Annotated in this window: 7 protein-coding genes; all 7 read left to right on the top strand. The window is 74.0% G+C overall.

Translation table 11 applies throughout. The features are described 5' to 3' along the window. Positions 1 to 423 precede the first annotated feature (423 nt). Genes BLR04_RS22925 through BLR04_RS22895 form a run of 7 tightly spaced genes read left to right on the top strand, consistent with a single transcriptional unit; the run spans position 424 to position 16241 of the window. A complete protein-coding gene (locus tag BLR04_RS22925) occupies positions 424 to 1524 on the top strand; it encodes a Rossmann-fold NAD(P)-binding domain-containing protein (protein WP_090768865.1) in 1101 nt (366 codons plus the stop codon). A 19-nt stretch (positions 1525 to 1543) separates the two neighbouring features. Continuing rightward, on the top strand, positions 1544 to 2887 hold the full coding sequence (locus BLR04_RS22920) for a DUF6002 family protein (protein WP_090768863.1): 1344 nt from the start codon (positions 1544 to 1546) through the stop codon (positions 2885 to 2887). Beyond that, on the top strand, positions 2887 to 4551 hold the full coding sequence (locus tag BLR04_RS22915; RefSeq protein WP_090768861.1) for a beta-ketoacyl synthase N-terminal-like domain-containing protein: 1665 nt from the start codon (positions 2887 to 2889) through the stop codon (positions 4549 to 4551). Before BLR04_RS22920 ends, BLR04_RS22915 begins: the two co-directional genes overlap by 1 nt. Beyond that, positions 4548 to 5276, top strand: coding sequence for a thioesterase II family protein (locus tag BLR04_RS22910; RefSeq protein ID WP_090768859.1), 729 nt, complete (start codon positions 4548 to 4550; stop codon positions 5274 to 5276). Before BLR04_RS22915 ends, BLR04_RS22910 begins: the two co-directional genes overlap by 4 nt. Further along, on the top strand, positions 5273 to 7579 hold the full coding sequence (locus BLR04_RS22905; protein ID WP_090768857.1) for a lantibiotic dehydratase: 2307 nt from the start codon (positions 5273 to 5275) through the stop codon (positions 7577 to 7579). Before BLR04_RS22910 ends, BLR04_RS22905 begins: the two co-directional genes overlap by 4 nt. Further along, a complete protein-coding gene (locus BLR04_RS22900) occupies positions 7576 to 10959 on the top strand; it encodes a non-ribosomal peptide synthetase (RefSeq protein WP_090768855.1) in 3384 nt (1127 codons plus the stop codon). Before BLR04_RS22905 ends, BLR04_RS22900 begins: the two co-directional genes overlap by 4 nt. Continuing rightward, positions 10956 to 16241: a type I polyketide synthase gene (locus tag BLR04_RS22895; RefSeq protein WP_245740422.1), complete on the top strand. Its 5286-nt coding sequence runs from the start codon at positions 10956 to 10958 to the stop codon at positions 16239 to 16241. Before BLR04_RS22900 ends, BLR04_RS22895 begins: the two co-directional genes overlap by 4 nt.

Here is a 16241-nt window from a genome sequence, read left to right as displayed (position 1 = left end):
TTCGCGGCGCCCGGGTATCCGGGCACGCCAAAGAATGATGTGGGACCGCAGGCCGTGAAGTGAACAAGCTACGGCCTTGACCCGCTGGCAGCGCACAATCTCAACGCCGGCAGCGGTGTTCGCTCGAAACGCCAGAAGCCTCGCCGATTGAAGTCGATCAACACTGGCAAGTCAAGAGATTGCGGGGAATCACGGCCTTACCGATCGAATGTGCGTTTGACACGGTTGACGTCTATTGCCCCACTGACGCAGGATGTGCAATATTGACCCCGCCCAAATTCCGTCACCACAGAATGAGACAAACCAGATGGTTTGTCCGCTTCATGGAGTTAGTCCTTATTTCGCGCCAAACAGGCAGTGAGAGGGGTCCATCCAGATGACGGTGCACAGCGTCCTGCCCATCCCGCAGGCGACCCACGTCCCATGACCGACCCGGCCTCGCTGGTCGTCATCGGCACGGGCGGCCTCGCCCGAGCCATCACCTACGCCCTGGCCGTGATCTCCCACCCGATCCGGGTGACCGTGGTGGGCCGCGACCCCACCAAGGCCGCCGAGATCTGCTACGTCTCCTCCACCCGGGCCGCGGTGTCCGGGACGTCCGCGGAGTTCCACCCCGTGGCCGTTGACCTGGCCCGCGCCGACGCCCTGACGGACGCGCTGGCCGCCGCCGCTCCCGACGGCGTGCTGCTCGCGGCCTCCAGCCAGTCACCCTGGGAGGCGCGCACCTCGCCGTCGGCGTGGACGGCCCTCGTCCAGCACGCCGGGTTCGGCCTGACGCTGCCGTTCCAGGCCGACTCCGCCCTGCGCGTCGGCCGGGCCCTCGCGGCCACCGGCACGGACGCGTGGTTCGTCAACGCCTGCTTCCCCGACGCGGTCAACCCGGTGCTGAGCGCCTCCGGGGTGCCCGTGCTGTGCGGCGTCGGCAACGCGGGGCTCCTCGCCGCCAGCCTGCAAGCCGCACTCGGGCTCCCCGACCAGCGGGACCTGCGCGTGCTGGCCCACCACGTCCACCTGTACACCCCGTCGTCACCGGAGGACGAGGCGCTCGCCTGGCACGGCGACCGGCCGCTCACCCGCGTGAGCACGCTGCTCGCGGCGCAGCGAGCCGCCGGGCGCGCCGAGCTCAACCACGTCACCGGCCTCACTGCGGCGCGCCTGCTGAGCGGTCTGCTCTCCGGCGCGGAGATCGACACCAACCTGCCAGGACCGCTCGGGCTGCCGGGCGGCTATCCGGTACGGCTCTCCCCCGGACGCCTCGACCTGCGGCTGCCCCCGGGCGTCGACCGGGCGGAGGCCGTGGCGTTCAACCAGCGTGCCGCGCTGCGCGACGGCGTCGTCGTCGACGGCGGGCGCGTCACCTTCGGCCCCGCCGCCCAGGAGCAGCTGGCCAGGCCGGCGCCGGAGCTCGCCGACGGCTTCCCCGTCGCCGACCTGGCGCCCGCGGGCGAGGTGCTGGGCCGGCTGCGCGAGCGGCTCCGCGACCTGGCCCCGGAACAGAGCCTTCATCCCGTCACCCGTACATAACAAGAGGTGCGTCACCGCGATGCCGAACCACGCAGCGAACCTGTTGCTCGACTTCTACGATCGTCTGCCCACCTCGATCGCGGCCTGCGTCGACGGCACCGAACCCGTCAGGGGCGACACCGGGTTCTCCCCCGGTTTCCTGCTGCCCGAGCCGGACGCGAAGCTCGAGAAGTTCTTCTCCGTGGCCACCGCCCGCTGGCAGCCCCTGGGCTCCTACTCCGGCCATCGGCTCAACCTGCTCGACCTGACGTGCAACCCGGCGACGGGCACGACCAAGACCTTCCCCTCACTGCTCATCGTCGCGCGCGCGGTCGAGTACATCAGGCGGTACGGCGAGGCCGTCACGATCTTCTCCCCGACGTCGGCGAACAAGGGCGTGGCGCTGCGTGACGCCGTGCTGCGCGCCATCGACGCCGGGCTGGCCGAGCCCGAGCAGCTGCGCACCGTGATCCTGGCGCCCCGCTCGTGCCAGGCGAAGCTGCGCTCCAGCAGGTTGTCCACCGACCCGGCGCTGCGCGCGCTGAACCCGCTGCTGGTCTACGGCGGGGCCGAACCGGAGCAGGTGAAGGCGATCGGCCGGGCCTTCAGCGAGAAGTACGCGGGCGACCTGCGGGCGAGGGGCGAGAACCTGTGGTTCTCGCTGGAACTGGGCAACTACCTGGTGGCCGACACCGCCAGGGCGTTCTTCGAACAGCAGGCGGCCCCGGCGGGCGCCGCGCCCCGGCTGCACGCGCACGCCGTCTCCAGCGCCTTCGGGCTGCTCGGCTACCACCGGGGCAGGGCCGTCCTGGAGGGCTCGGGCGCGGTGAGCCAGGACTCCAGGCCGGCCAGCCTGCTCGTGCAGCACCTGGGCACCCCCGACATGGTGCTCAACCTGCGCAACGGCGACTTCGACCGGGCCGGCCTGCCCGCCTACGAGCGCGACGGCGGGCTCTACCGCCAGTCGGCCGACCCGCGCTTCCCGCAGGTGACCTACGACCCCGACGAGGTGCTCGACCCGACGTTCTACACCCACCGGCCGGCGACCTCCCCGGAGATGAACGGGCTGATCGAGCGGTTCGGCGGTGACGGCATCGTCGTCTCGCTGGCCGAGTGCGTGGCGCGCTACGCGGAGCTGCGCGAGCTGCTCGCCGGCTCCGGCTGCGAACTGCCCGCCGACTTCCGGCAGCTGCGCGAGTGGTCGCTGGTGATGGCCATGACCGGCGTGCTGAACGCGATCGACCGCGGCCTGGCCGACCCCTGGGACGACGTCGTCGTGCACGGCTCGGGCTGCTACACCGCGGCCGACTACCGGCCGCTCGAACCGGAGGCGATGCACGAGGTCTCCGGCGTCGAGGACGTCGCCGCGGTGGTCTGCGGGTGATGGAGCAGCACCCGGCGGACGGGATCGCCGTCGTCGGAATGGCCGGACGGTTCCCCGGCGCTCCCGACGTGGCCACGTTCTGGCGCAACCTGCTGGACGGCATCGACGCCGTGCACGACCACACCGACGCCGAGCTGCGCGCGCTGGGCGTCGGCGAGCGCCTGCTCGCCGACCCGGCGCACGTGCGCGCGGGCGGGCGCCTGCCGGACGTGGCCGGGTTCGACGCCGCGTTCTTCGGCGTTCCTGAGGACGAGGCCGTCCGCATGGATCCGCAGCACCGGCTCTTCGTCGAGCAGTCCTGGGTGGCGCTCGAGGACGCCGGGTACGACCCGGCCGGCTACGACGGCCTCATCGGTGTGTTCGCCGGGAGCGCGGTCAACCGGTACTTCCTGTTCCAGCAGTTCGGCGGCGACCCAGACGAGCCGCTGGAGCCAGGGTTCGCCGCCGACTACCTGACCGCGCAGGTGGCCTACCGGCTCGGGCTGACCGGGCCCGCGGTCACGGTGCAGACCGCCTGCTCCAGCTCCCTCGTCGCGATCTGCATGGCCGGGCAGCAGCTGCTCGACTACCGCTGCGACCTGGCGCTCGCGGGCGGGGTGAGCGTGCTGGAACCGAGGTTCGTGCACCGGCCGGGCGGCCTGGTCTCCCCCGACGGCCGCTGCCGCTCCTTCGACGCCGCCGGGCAGGGCAGCGGGTACAGCAGCGGCGTCGCGGTGCTCGCGCTCAAGCGCCTGGAGGACGCGCTCGTCGACCGCGACCAGGTCATCGCCGTCCTGCGCGGGTGGGCGGTCAACAACGACGGCGCGCTGCGGGCGGGGTTCGCGGCGCCCGGCCTGGACGGTCAGGCGAGCGTGGTGGCGGAGGCGCTGGCGGAGGCGGAGCTGGCACCGGCGTCGATCGGCTACGTCGAGGCCCACGGCAGCGGCACCCCGGTCGGCGACGCGATCGAGGTGGCCGCCCTCGCCCAGGTCTTCGGCGCGGATCCGCTGCCGCAGCGCTCCGTCGCGCTCGGCTCGGTCAAGACCAACATCGGCAACCTGGACACCGCCGCCGGCGCCGCTGGGCTGATCAAGGCCGTCCTCGCCGTACGGCACGGCGTCATCCCTGCCAATCTCCACTACGACCGGCCCAACCCGGACATCGACTTCGACTCCTCGCCGTTCTACGTCCCGGTCAAGAACGTCGGCTGGCAGGCGGAGGTGCGGCGGGCCGGAGTGAGCTCGTTCGGCCTGGGCGGCACGAACGCGCACGTGATCGTCGAGCAGGCGCCGGCCGAGCCCCCGAGGCCGGAGCCGGACGGGTGGCACGTGCTGCCGCTGTCGGCCCGCACCCCCGAGGCCCTGCGCACGGCGCGGACGCTGCTGGCCGACCACCTCGCGCGGGGCACCCGCCTGGACGACGTCGCCCACACGCTGGCGACCGGCCGCCGGGCGTTCGGACACCGGGTGGCGGTGCTGTGCCGCGACACCGCCGAGGCCGTCGCCGGGCTCCGGCACGACGCGGCGGTCCCCGCGGCCTCCGGCGCGCCGGAGGAGCTGCGGCGTCAGGCGGCCGCCTGGGTGGCGGGCGCGGGCATCGGCTGGCCGCTGCCGGACGGGCGCACGGTGTCGCTCCCCGGCCATCCGTTCCAGCGGCAGCGCTACTGGCAGGAGAACCGACCATGACCGACACCACCTCGCTGTCCCGCTGGTTCTCCGATCCCTCGCCCCGGCCGCGGGCGCGACGGCAGCTGTTCTGCCTGCCGTACGCGGGCGCGGGGGCGAGCGCCTTCGTGGGCTGGGCCGCCGCCGCGGGGCCCGACCTCGAGGTGCTGCCCGTGGTGCTGCCGGGCAGGGAGAGCCGCTACACCGAGCCGTTCGACGTCGACATCGCCGGGCTCGCCTCGGCCATCGCCGCCCGCGCCGACCGTCCTTACACGATCTACGGCCACTCCATGGGCGGCCGGGTGGGCTTCGAGGTGGTCCGCGAGCTGCGCAGGCGCGGCGAGCGGCAGCCGCTGCGGCTGTGCCTCGGCGGGTGCCGGCCGCCCGACATCCTGGAGCCGCTGGCCGAGCTGTCGTGGGTCAGTGACGAGGAGGTGCTGGGCCGGCTCGCCGAGCTCGGCGGGCTGCCGGAGGAGATCCTCGCCGAACCCGAGCTGTGCGAGCTGATCCTGCCCGTCCTGCGCGCCGACTTCACCTGGCTCGACACCTACGAGTACGAGCCGGGGCCGCCGCTCGAGGTGCCCATCGTGGCCTTCGCCGGCGCCGAGGACCGGTCCGTCACCCCGGACGACATGCGCGGATGGGCCAGGCACACCACGGCCGGCTTCGACCTGCGCATCCAGCCCGGCGGCCACTTCTTCCTCCACGAACGGCGGGAGCAGATCCTCAGGGAGGCGCTGGCATGAGTCACCGCATGCCGCTGGGCGGCACGGGCTGGTCGGTGTGGCGTGAGGCGCTGCTCCGCAGCACCGGCTTTCCCGCCGACGGGCTCGACAGGCTCTCCGCCCCCGCGTGCGCGGCCGCCGCGGACGCGTTCCTGGCGGGCGAGATCGGCGCGGAGGTCTTCGACGAGGCGCTGGAGCAGGCCGCGCGCGACAGCGCAGAGGAGCTGTGCGACATCGCCGCCGACCCGCTGTTCCGCGAGGCGGTCACCTGGCAGAACCGGGGCGTCCTGGTCTCGCTGGACGCCCTGGTGCGCGGCGGCCCGGCGGGCAAGCGCGACCCGCGCAGGCGCGAGCGCGAGCGGGTCGTGGTCAAGTACTGGCAGCGGTACTGCGCCAAGAACGAGACCGTCGGCTTCTTCGGCCCGGTGAGCTGGGTGACGTGCACGCAGGACGGCCCGGCCCTGACCGTCACGCCCGGTCCTGAGCTGTTGGGCGACCGGCGGGTGCGCTTCGAGGACTGGGCGCTGCGCTCGTCCATGGAGGTGCTGGCGGCCGATCCGGTGATCCGCCGTTCGCTGCCTCCGGTCCTGCAGCCGCACCTCGCGCTGGACGGCCGGACGATCCGGCGTCCCGCGCAGCCGCCGTTGCCCGTGTCGGCGGCCGAGGCGGCGGTGCTGTCCCGGTGCGACGGCAGGCGCAGGGCGTCGGACGTGGCCGCCGACGTGCTCGGCCAGGCCGGCATCCGTACCGAGGAGGACGCCTGTCTGCTGCTGGAACGGCTGGCCGAACGCGGGCTGCTGTCCTGGCAGGGCGACCTGCCGCAGTCGGCGGCCGCCGAGGAGCGGATGGGCGAGCTGCTGGCCGGCATCGAGGACCCCGCGGCGCGGGAGCGGGCGACGGCGGCTTTCAGCCGGCTCCGCGCCGCGAGGGACCGGGTGGCTCGCTCGGCGGGCGACCCCGAGTCGCTGGCCGCCGCACTGGACGCGCTGAGCGCCGAGTTCACCGCGTTCACGGGTGTCGCGGGCGAGCGCAGGGCGGGCCAGACGTACGCCGCGCGCGGCCTGGTCTACGAGGACACCACCAGAGACGTCCAGGTGACGTTCGGCGCTTCGCTGCTGGAGGACATCGCCGAGCCGCTGGAGCTGATGCTCGACGCCGCCCGCTGGCTGACCGCCGAGCTGGCGCACGCGTACGGCCGGGCGCTGCGCGAGCTGTTCGACGAGTTGCGCGCCGACGGGCCCGTACGGCTGTCCGACCTGTGGTACCTGGCGCAGGGCATGCTGTTCGGCGCGGGCCCGAGGCCCGTCGACGCCATCGCCGGGGAGTTCGCGCGCCGCTGGTCGGAGCTCTTCCGCCTCGCCGACGTGCCGCCGGGCACGGCGGAGCTGACCTTCACCGCGCGGGAGCTGTCCGCCTCGAACGCCTTCTCCGCCGACCGCCCCGGCTGGTCCGCGGGCCGGCTGCACAGCCCCGACCTGCAGATCTGCGCCGAGAGCGTCGAAGCGGTGAACCGCGGCGACTACCTCGTGGTCATGGGCGAGATGCACGCGGCCTGGGCGACGTTCGACTGTTCGGTCTTCACCCTCGCCCACCCCGACCCTGACGCGCTGCGCGACGCGCTCACCGCCGATCTCGGCCCGCACCGGATCAGGCCCCTGTATCCCGTCGACTGGCCGCGCTACACGGGCCGGGTGTCCCACTCGCTCAGCCACCCCACGGACAGGGAGCTCGGCTGGACCGCCGCGCCGGGCGCCGATCCTGACCGGTTGCTCACGGCGGCGGCGATGCTGGTGACCGAGGAGGACGGCGACCTGGTCGCCACTGCCGCAGGCGGCAGGTCCTGGCCGCTGATCGAGGTGTTCTCGCAGCTCGTGTCGATGCACGCGGTCGACGGTTTCAAGCTGGGCGGCGCCGACCGGCACGGGCACAGCCCGAGGATCACCATCGACCGGCTGGTGGTCGCCCGCAGGACGTGGCGGACCACCGTCCACGCCACGGGCCTGGCCGAGGCCAAGGGCGAGCGGGGCAGGTATCTGGCGGTGCGCCGGTGGCGGCACCGGCTCGGGCTGCCCGACCAGGTCTTCGTCAAGCTGAGCAGCGAGACCAAGCCGACGTACGTCGATCTCACCAGCCCGGTCTTCTGCGACCTGCTGTGCTCGATGGTCCGCTCCGCCGGCCAGAGCGCCGGGCAGGACGTCCGGCTCGTCGTGACGGAGATGCTGCCCACCGCTGACCAGGCCTGGCTGCCCGACACCGCCGGCCGCCGTTACTTCACGGAGTTGCGGATGCACATGGTCGACCCGCTGCAGGGAGGCAAGGGATGACTCTGCCGGAGTTGGTGCTCGCGCAGGCCGCGCTGCGCCCGCACGCGCCGGCCGTACGGCAGTGGCAGGACGTGCTGACCTACGGCGAGCTCGCCGCCATGGCGGGCGGGCTGGCCGCCCGGTTACCGGACGTGGGGCCCGAACGGCCGGCCGGGGTGTGCCTGCGGCGGAAGCCGGCCATGGTGGCCGGGGTGCTCGGCGTCCTGGTGGCGGGCGGCGCGTACGTGCCGCTCGATCCCGACGGGCCCGCCGCGCGCAGGAAGCAGATCGTCGAGGGCGCGGGCCTCGACGTCGTGGTGGTCGACGACGACACGGCGGACCGCTTCGACGGCATGGACGTACGGCTGGTCCCGGTCGAGGGCCGCCCGGCCGCGCCGGAGGGCCCCGGACCCGCGCTGCCGGGCAACCCCGCCTACGTGCTGCACACCTCGGGGTCCACCGGGGCGCCGAAGGGCGTCGTGGTCAGCCATGCCAGTGCGTGCGCGTACGTGCGCTCCGTCATCGAGTCGACCGGCGTGGACGAGCGCACCCGCGCGCTGGCGTTCGCCTCGCTCGGCTTCGACGTGTCGGTGCACGACCTGTTCGTCCCGCTGGCGGCGGGCGGCGTCGTCATGCTCGCCGGAGAGCCGGACAGGCGCGACCCGGCGCGGCTGCAGCGCTTCTGCGCCGAGCACGGGATCACGTGGGGCTGCCTCCCCGTCTCGCTGCTCCCCCTGCTGGACCCCGACGGCCTGCCCGCGTGGCGGACGCTCGTCACCGGGGCCGAGGCGCCGGGCCCCGAGCAGGTGGAGCGGTGGACCGCGGGCGGACGCAGGTTCCTGAACTACTACGGCCCCACCGAGGCCACGGTGGCGGTCACCTGCTTCGAGGCGACGGGACGCTGGGACCGCTCGCTGCCGATCGGCAGGGCGATGGGCGGCCATCGCGTCCATCTCGTGGACGAGGAGCTGCGGGAGGTGCCGGCCGGCGTGCCGGGCGAGCTGCTGATCGGCGGCCCGGGCCTGGCCCGCGGCTACCTCGGGCGCGCCGGGGTGACCGCTGAGCGGTTCGTCCCCGACCCATTCTGCGGCGAGCCGGGCGCCCGGCTCTACCGGACGGGCGACCTCGCCGTCCTGCAGCCCGACGGCGAGCTGCTGCTGCTCGGCAGGACCGACAGGCAGATCAAGATCCGCGGGCAGCGGGTGGAGATCGGCGAGGTGGAGACCGTGCTGCGCGGCCACCCGCGCGTCGGGCACGCCGTCGTCGAGGCGGTCGACGGCCCGGCGGGCACCCGCCTCGTGGCCTTCTGCACCCCGCTCGGCGCGGACCCGCAGCCGGAGGTGGTACGGGCGTACTGCGCCGAACGGCTGCCCGAGGTGATGGTGCCGGGCGAGGTGCTGTTCCTCCCGAGCCTGCCCACCTCGGCGTCGGGCAAGGTGGACGGCGCCGCCCTGCGCGCGCTGCTCACCGGACGGTCCATCGGTCACGGCACTCCGCCGAGCACGCCGATGGAGCGCGACGTGGCCGAGGTCTGGTCGCGGGTGCTCGGCCTGGAACCCGCGCTCGAGGACGACTTCTTCGCCTGCGGCGGCCATTCCGTCAGCGCCATGCGCCTGGTCGGCGGCCTGCGCGCGGCGGTCGGCCGCGAGGTCACGGTGGAGGACGTCTACACCGCCCGCACGCTGGGAGCCCTCGCCGGCCTGCTCGCCGGGGCCCCGCCGGTGACCGACGACCTGCCCGTGGGCAGCCCTCCCGCGCTGACGGCCGCGCAGCGACGCCTGTGGTTCCTGGGCCGGCTCGCTCCCGACAGCGTCGCCTACAACATCGCGATCGCCGAACGCCTCCACGGGCCCCTGGACGTGCCCGCGCTCGAACGCGCGCTCGCGGCGGTGGCCGACCACCACGACGTGCTGCGCTGGCGGGTGCCGGACGCGGGCGGCGTCCCGCACGTGGAGGTCGATCCGCCCGCACCGGTGTCGCTGGACGTCGAGGACGTCGGCGAGAGCGAGCTCCACGAGCGGCTCGCCGCGGCGGCGGCCCACCGGTTCGACCTGGCAGAAGGCCCGCTCTGGCGGGCCCGGCTGTTCCGGCTCGGGCCGCAGGACCACGTGCTGTCGGTGGCCTTCCACCACGCGGTGTTCGACGGCTGGTCGCAGCGGCCCTTCCTGGAGGACCTCGCCCGCGCCTACGCGGGTGAGCCGCTGCCCGAACGTCCGGCCCGGTTCGCCGACTACGCGGCGTGGCGGGCCAGACGCGACGGCCGGCGCGGCAAGGCCGACCTGAGCTGGTGGACCGACCACCTGGGGGACGCGCCGACCGTGCTGGACCTGCCGCGCGACCGTCCGAGGCCGGTCGTGCAGACGTACGCGGGCGCGCTGGCCACCGCCGCGCTGTCGCAGGCGACCACCGCCGCGATCCGCGACCTCGCGACCCGGCTCGGCACCACCGCCCCGAACGTGCTGCTCGCCGCGTTCGCCGAGCTCGTACGCCGCGTCACCGGGCGCGCCGACATCGTCGTCGGCACCCCGGCGGCCGACCGCAGGCACGAGGCCTTCCACGACCTCGTCGGCTTCTTCGTCGACATCGTGCCGATCAGGCTGCGGGCGGCGGAGGGGGCCGGCCTGGCCCAGCGGGTCCGCGACTGCGCCGACGCGGTCATCGACGCCCTGGCCAGGCCGTCCACCACGATCGAGGACATCGTCGACGGGCTCGCGCTGCCGCGGAACCCCGGCCGGGCGCCGCTGGTGCAGGTGCTGTTCAACGTCTACAACTTCCCCGAGGCGCGGCTCCGCCTGCCGGGGCTGAGCTCGACGGGCATCGCCACGGCGCCCGCCGGTTCGCCCTTCGACCTGACCGTCTACGTGGTGGAGCGCGAGGGCCGCTACGCGATCGACATCGTCTACAACACCGACCTGTACGCGGCGGAGCGGATCGAAGGACTGCTCACCGCGTACACGACCCTGCTCGGCGCGGCCGTCGCCGAGCCCGGCAGCCCGGTGGAGTCGTTCACGCTCCCCGGCATGGCGGCGCTCGCCGAAGGCGTCGCCGACGAGCCGGTCGCGAGCGCGCCGGCGGCGGACACCGGGCACAGCGCGCCGGAGACCGAGACCGAGCGGCTGCTCGCCGGGATCTGGTGCGACGTGCTCGACCGCGCCGAGGTGAGCGCCACCGACAACTTCTTCGACGTGGGCGGCACGTCCATGGCCGTCGTCATGGTCCGCGACCGGCTGGCCGCGCTGACCGGGCGCGAGACCACGGTCGTCGAGCTGTTCCGCTACCCGACCGTGCGTGCCCTGGCCGCTCACCTCGACGGCGCGTCAGGGCACCCAGAACTGAGCCGAGCCGATCGGCGTGCGGGTGCACGCCGCCAGCTGCGGGACAAGCGCAGGAGGAGACAGTGACGGAGTTGTCGCAGGACCCCCAGTACGACGACACGTACGACGACACGGGTGCCGAACCCATCGCCATCATCGGCATGAGCGCCCGCGTGCCCGGCGCCAACGATCTCGACCAGTTCTGGCGCAACCTCATCGACGGCGTGGAGTCGGTGACGTTCTTCACCGACGACGAGCAGCGCGCCCGCGGGGCCACCCAGGCCCAGCTCGACGACCCGAACTTCGTCAAGGCCGCGCCCGTGATGATCGACATGGAGCACGTCGACAACGAGTTCTTCGGCATGAGCGCGCGCGAGGCGGAGCTGGCCGACCCGCAGCAGCGGGTGTTCCTGGAGCAGTCGCACGCGGCGCTCCAGGACGCCGGTTACGACTCCGGCCGCTACGAGGGCGCCATCGGCGTGTACGCCGGCTCCGGTCCCAGCCAGTACCAGTGGCTGAACCTGCAGACCAACCCCGACCTGGACAGCGAGGCGCTCAAGCTCGGCATGTCCGTCGGCAACAACATCGACTACGTCGCCACCACGGTCTCGTACCGGCTGAACCTGCGCGGCCCCGCGATGACCGTCACCACGGCCTGCTCCTCGTCGCTGGTGGCGCTGCACCTCGCCTGCGAGGCGCTGCGCGGCGGCGAGTGCGACATGGCGCTGGCCGGTGGCGTGTGCGTCGAACTGCCGCACGGGATCGGGTACCCGGCCATGGACGGCTTCACCTCGTCCGACGGGCACGTCCGTCCGTTCGACGCGGGCGCCGACGGCACGATCTGGGGCAGCGGCGTCGGGGTGGTCGTGGTCAAGCGGCTGGAGGACGCGCTGGCCGACGGCGACCACATCCGCGCGGTCGTGATCGGCAACGCCATCAACAACGACGGCAGCAACAAGATCGGCTTCTCCGCGCCGAGTCACGCGGGGCAGACCGAGGTGGTGGCCGAGGCGCTCGGCGTGGCCGGGGTGGACCCGCGCACGATCGGGTACGTGGAGGCGCACGGCACCGGCACCGCCCTCGGCGACCCGATCGAGGTGGCCGCGCTCACCGAGGTCTACCAGCGCGCCACCGACGACAGCGGCTGGTGCGGCATCGGCTCGGTGAAGTCGAACCTCGGTCACCTCAGCCAGGCCTCCGGCGTGGTCGGCGTGATCAAGACGGTGCTGGCGATGGAGCGCGGCGTGATCCCGCCGACCATCAACTTCGAACGGCCCAACCCGCAGATCGACTTCGACACCAGCCCCTTCTACGTCGTGTCGGCGCCGTCGAAGTGGGACGCGGGAGCGCATCCCAGGCGGGCCGCGGTGAGCTCGTTCGGCATCGGCGGCACCAACGCGCACGTGGTCCTCCAGGAGGCGCCGCAGCGGCAGCCCGCGACCGCCGCCGCCGGGCCGCGGCCGCTCTGGCTGTCCGCCCGCACCGAGAGCGCGCTGCAGACCATGCGGGCCCAGCTCGCCGAGTTCCTCGCCGCGCAGCCCGACCTCAGCCTTTCCGACGTGGCGCACACGCTGCGGGTGGGCCGCGCCGACCACGCCCACCGCGCGGCGGTGGTCGCCGCTGACCTGGCGGACGCCGTGGCCGCGCTCGGCGACCGCAGGCGCTGCCACACCGGTACGGCGAGCGGCGCCGCGCCCAAGGTGGCGTTCCTGTTCTCCGGCCAGGGCGCGCAGTACGCCGGCATGGGCGCCGAGCTCTACGCCGCAGAGCCGGCGTTCGCCGCCGCTGTCGACGAGTGCGCCGAGATCCTTCGGGCCGAGCTGAACGAGGACATCAGGCCCCTGCTGTTCACCGAGGGCGGCGACGACCGTCTCCGCGAGACCCGCCTCACCCAGCCCGCGCTGTTCACGATCGAGTACGCGCTGGCCAGGCTGTGGCAGGAGTGGGGCGCGCGGCCCGCCGGGATGATCGGCCACTCCATCGGCGAGTACGTCGCCGCCACGCTCGCCGGGGTCTTCGCGCTGCCGGACGCGCTGCGCCTGGTGGCCGCCCGCGGACGCCTGATGCAGTCGCTCCCCACCGGCTCGATGCTGGCCGTGACGAAGGACGAGAAGGACATCGCCCCGATGCTCCCCGACGGGGTGAGCGTCGCCACGGTGAACGGGCCGGGCACGTGCGTGGTGGCGGGCACGTCCGAGGCCGTCGCGGCCTTCCGGGAACACCTCGCGGGCCAGGGCGTCAGGTCGACGCTGCTGCGCACCTCGCACGCCTTCCACTCGCCGATGATGGACCCGATCCTGGCCGAGTTCGAGAGCCTCGTGGCGGACGTGCCGCGCCGGGCGCCGAGCCTGCCGTTCCTGTCGAACGTGACCGGCGACTGGATCACCGCCGAGCAGGCGACCGACCCCGGCTACTGGGCCCAGCACATCCGCCGTCCGGTGCGCTTCGCCGACTGCGTGGCCCGGCTGCTGTCCGACGGCGCGTGGGCGCTGGTCGAATGCGGGCCTGGCAAGCAGCTCGCGAGTCTCGCGCGGATGCAGATGCATCAGGCGATCTCGAAGGGCGCACTGCCGCCGCTCGCCAGCCTGCCCGGCCCCGGCGAGAGCGACCTGACGGTGCTGTACGCCACGGTCGGGCGGCTGTGGACCGCGGGCGTGCCGGTCGAGCTTCCGACGACGGGCCGGCGGGTGCCGCTGCCCGGCTACCCGTACGAGCGCACGTACCGGTTCATCCCACCGGGTGAGGGCCGGGCCGCCGCGCCGAAGCGGTCCGCGGGGCCGCGCTCCCCGGAGGACTGGTTCGAGATCCCCACCTGGCGGCAGGTGGCGCCGCCGGAACCCGGCGAGCCGATCACCAGGTGCCTGGCGTTCGTGGCCGGTGAGCGGGGCGCGGAGCTGGTGTCCGCCATCAGGGCGGCCGGCGGGGAGGTGATCGAGGTCCGTCCGGGCGGCGTGTTCTCCGCCGAGCCTTTCACCGTGCGGCCGGGCGAGCGGGCCGACTACGACGCGCTCGTGGCCGCGCTGGCCGAGAACGGCGGGATGCCGGGCCGCGTGCTGCACGCGTGGGCGCTGGACGGCGAGCCCGCGGGCACGGACCTCGGCTCCCTGGCGGACGCGCAGGAGCACGGCCTGTTCAGCCTGCTCTGCCTCGTCCAGGCGCTGACCGCCGCGCAGCTCGCCGACGGCGTCGAGCTCGACGTCCTCACCGCCGGCACCGAGGACGTCCTCGGCGGCGACCTGACCAGGCCGGAGCACGCCACGGTCGCCGGCATCGCCCGGGTGGTGCCGCTGGAGGTCCCCGGCCTGCGCGTGCGCCATCTCGACCTCGATCCCACCGGCACCCCCACGCGGACCGTCCTGGCCGAGCTGCGCAGGCAGGCCGACGGTGACGTGCTCGCCCTGCGCGGCGAGCGGCGCTGGGTCAAGGAGTTCCAGCCGGTCAGCCTGCCGGACGGCGGTGAGGGGTCCGGGCTCAGGCAGGAGGGCGTCTACCTGATCACCGGCGGTCTGGGCGGCATCGGCCTCACCCTCGCCGAGCTCCTCGGCACCCGGTACCGGGCCCGGCTGGTGCTGCTCGGCAGGAGCGGCACCGTCACGCCCAGGGCGGCGGCCACCATCGCGCGGATCGAGCAGGCCGGTGGCCGGGTGACCGTACTCGCGGCCGACGTCACCGACCCCGTACGGCTGCGTCAGGTCAGGGACGAGACGCTCGCCGCGTACGGCGCCCTGCACGGCGTCGTGCACGCGGCGGGCCTGCCGGGCGGCGGCATGGCCGAGATCAAGGAGCGCGCCGCGGCGCAGGCCGTCCTCGATCCGAAGCTCGCAGGGACGGTCGCGCTGTGGCAGGCGTTCGGCGATCTCGACCTGGACTTCGTCGCTCTGTGCTCGTCGGTGACCGCGATCAGCGGCGGTTTCGGCCAGGTCGACTACTGCGCGGCCAACGCCTTCCTGGACGCCTACGCCAGGGCCTCGCACAGAACCCGCGTGATCAGCATCAACTGGGGCGCCTGGCTGGAGGTCGGCATGGCCGCGGCCGCCGCACCGGTCCCCGCCCTGTCCGGGGACGCGGTGACCGTCGCCGTCGGCCATCCCGTGGTGCGCAGCCGTACCGGCGCGGAGTGCTCCGGGCCGCTCTCGGCGGCCACGCACTGGGTGCTGGACGAGCACCGCATCGGCGACGTGCCCGTCCTGCCGGCCACCGGCCAGCTGGAGTGCGCGCGGGCCGCGTTCGCGGCGGCCGTGCCCTCCCCCGGCGACGGGCACGCGGTCGAGCTGCGCGACGTGGTCTTCCTCCAGCCTCTCGCGGTGCCCGACGGGACGACCGCCCAGCTCACCGTGGCCTTCTCCGACGACTCGTCCTTCGAGGTACGGGCGGGCGGCCGCCGGCACACCCAGGGCGCGGCCGCCTGGATCAGGCCCGAGCCCGCCGCGTCCACGGACCTCGCCGCGGTGCGGGGCAGGCTGCGCGCGGTCAGCACCGACGAGGGCGAGGAGCACGCGAGCCTGCTGACCTTCGGCCCGCGCTGGCGCTCACCGGAGCGGATCTGGGTCGGCGAGGACGAGGAGCTCGCGTTCGTCGAAGGGACCGAGCAGGTCGCGGCCGAGGTGGACAGCTGGGGGCTGCACCCGGCGCTGCTCGACCTCGCCACGTCCTTCGGCAGCGGCAGAGGGACCGGCGCGTATCTCCCGCTGAGCTACGGGCGGCTGCTCGTCCGGTCGGCGCTGCCCGCCCGCTTCTACAGCCATCTCCGGCGCAGGGGCGACGGCGGCGGTGAGGTCGTCACGGCGGACCTCACCCTGCTCGACGAGTCGGGTGCCGTGCTCGTCGAGATCGAGGAGTTCGTGCTGCGCCGCATCGACGCCGACGCGGTCACCGGCTCGCTGACGGTGGGCGGCCCCGCCTCCACCGCGACCGGCATCGCGCCCGGCCAGGGCGCCGAGGCGTTCGTCCGCGTCCTGGCAGCGGACCTGGGCCCGCAGATCGCCGTCAGCGCGACCTCGCTCGACGAGATCACCCGGCGCGAGCGCTTGACCAGGGAGAGCCTGGAGGCGCCCGTCCGGGTGCGCCAGGAGGACTTCGTGGCGCCGGAAGGGGAGCTCGAGGCCGCGCTGGCCAAGGTGTGGAGCGAGATCCTCGGCGTGCCCGAGGTCGGCGCCGACGACGACTTCTTCGACCTCGGCGGCAACTCGCTGGTCGCCGTCCAGCTGATCGCGCAGGCGCGGTCGGTGGCCGGGGTGCGGCTCCCGATGCGCACCCTGTTCGAGGCGCCCAGCGTGCGGCAGATGGCGGCCAAGGTCGAGCAGCTCAGGGCGGAACAGCAGGCGCAGGCCCCCGCCACGACCATTCCGCGCCTGTCGAGGAAGAGGTAG

Source organism: Nonomuraea maritima (genome assembly GCF_900100395.1).
GTDB classification, from domain to species: domain Bacteria; phylum Actinomycetota; class Actinomycetes; order Streptosporangiales; family Streptosporangiaceae; genus Nonomuraea; species Nonomuraea maritima.
The sequence above is the reverse complement of the archived record's forward strand: the minus strand, read 5'-3'. Positions and strand labels throughout refer to the sequence as shown.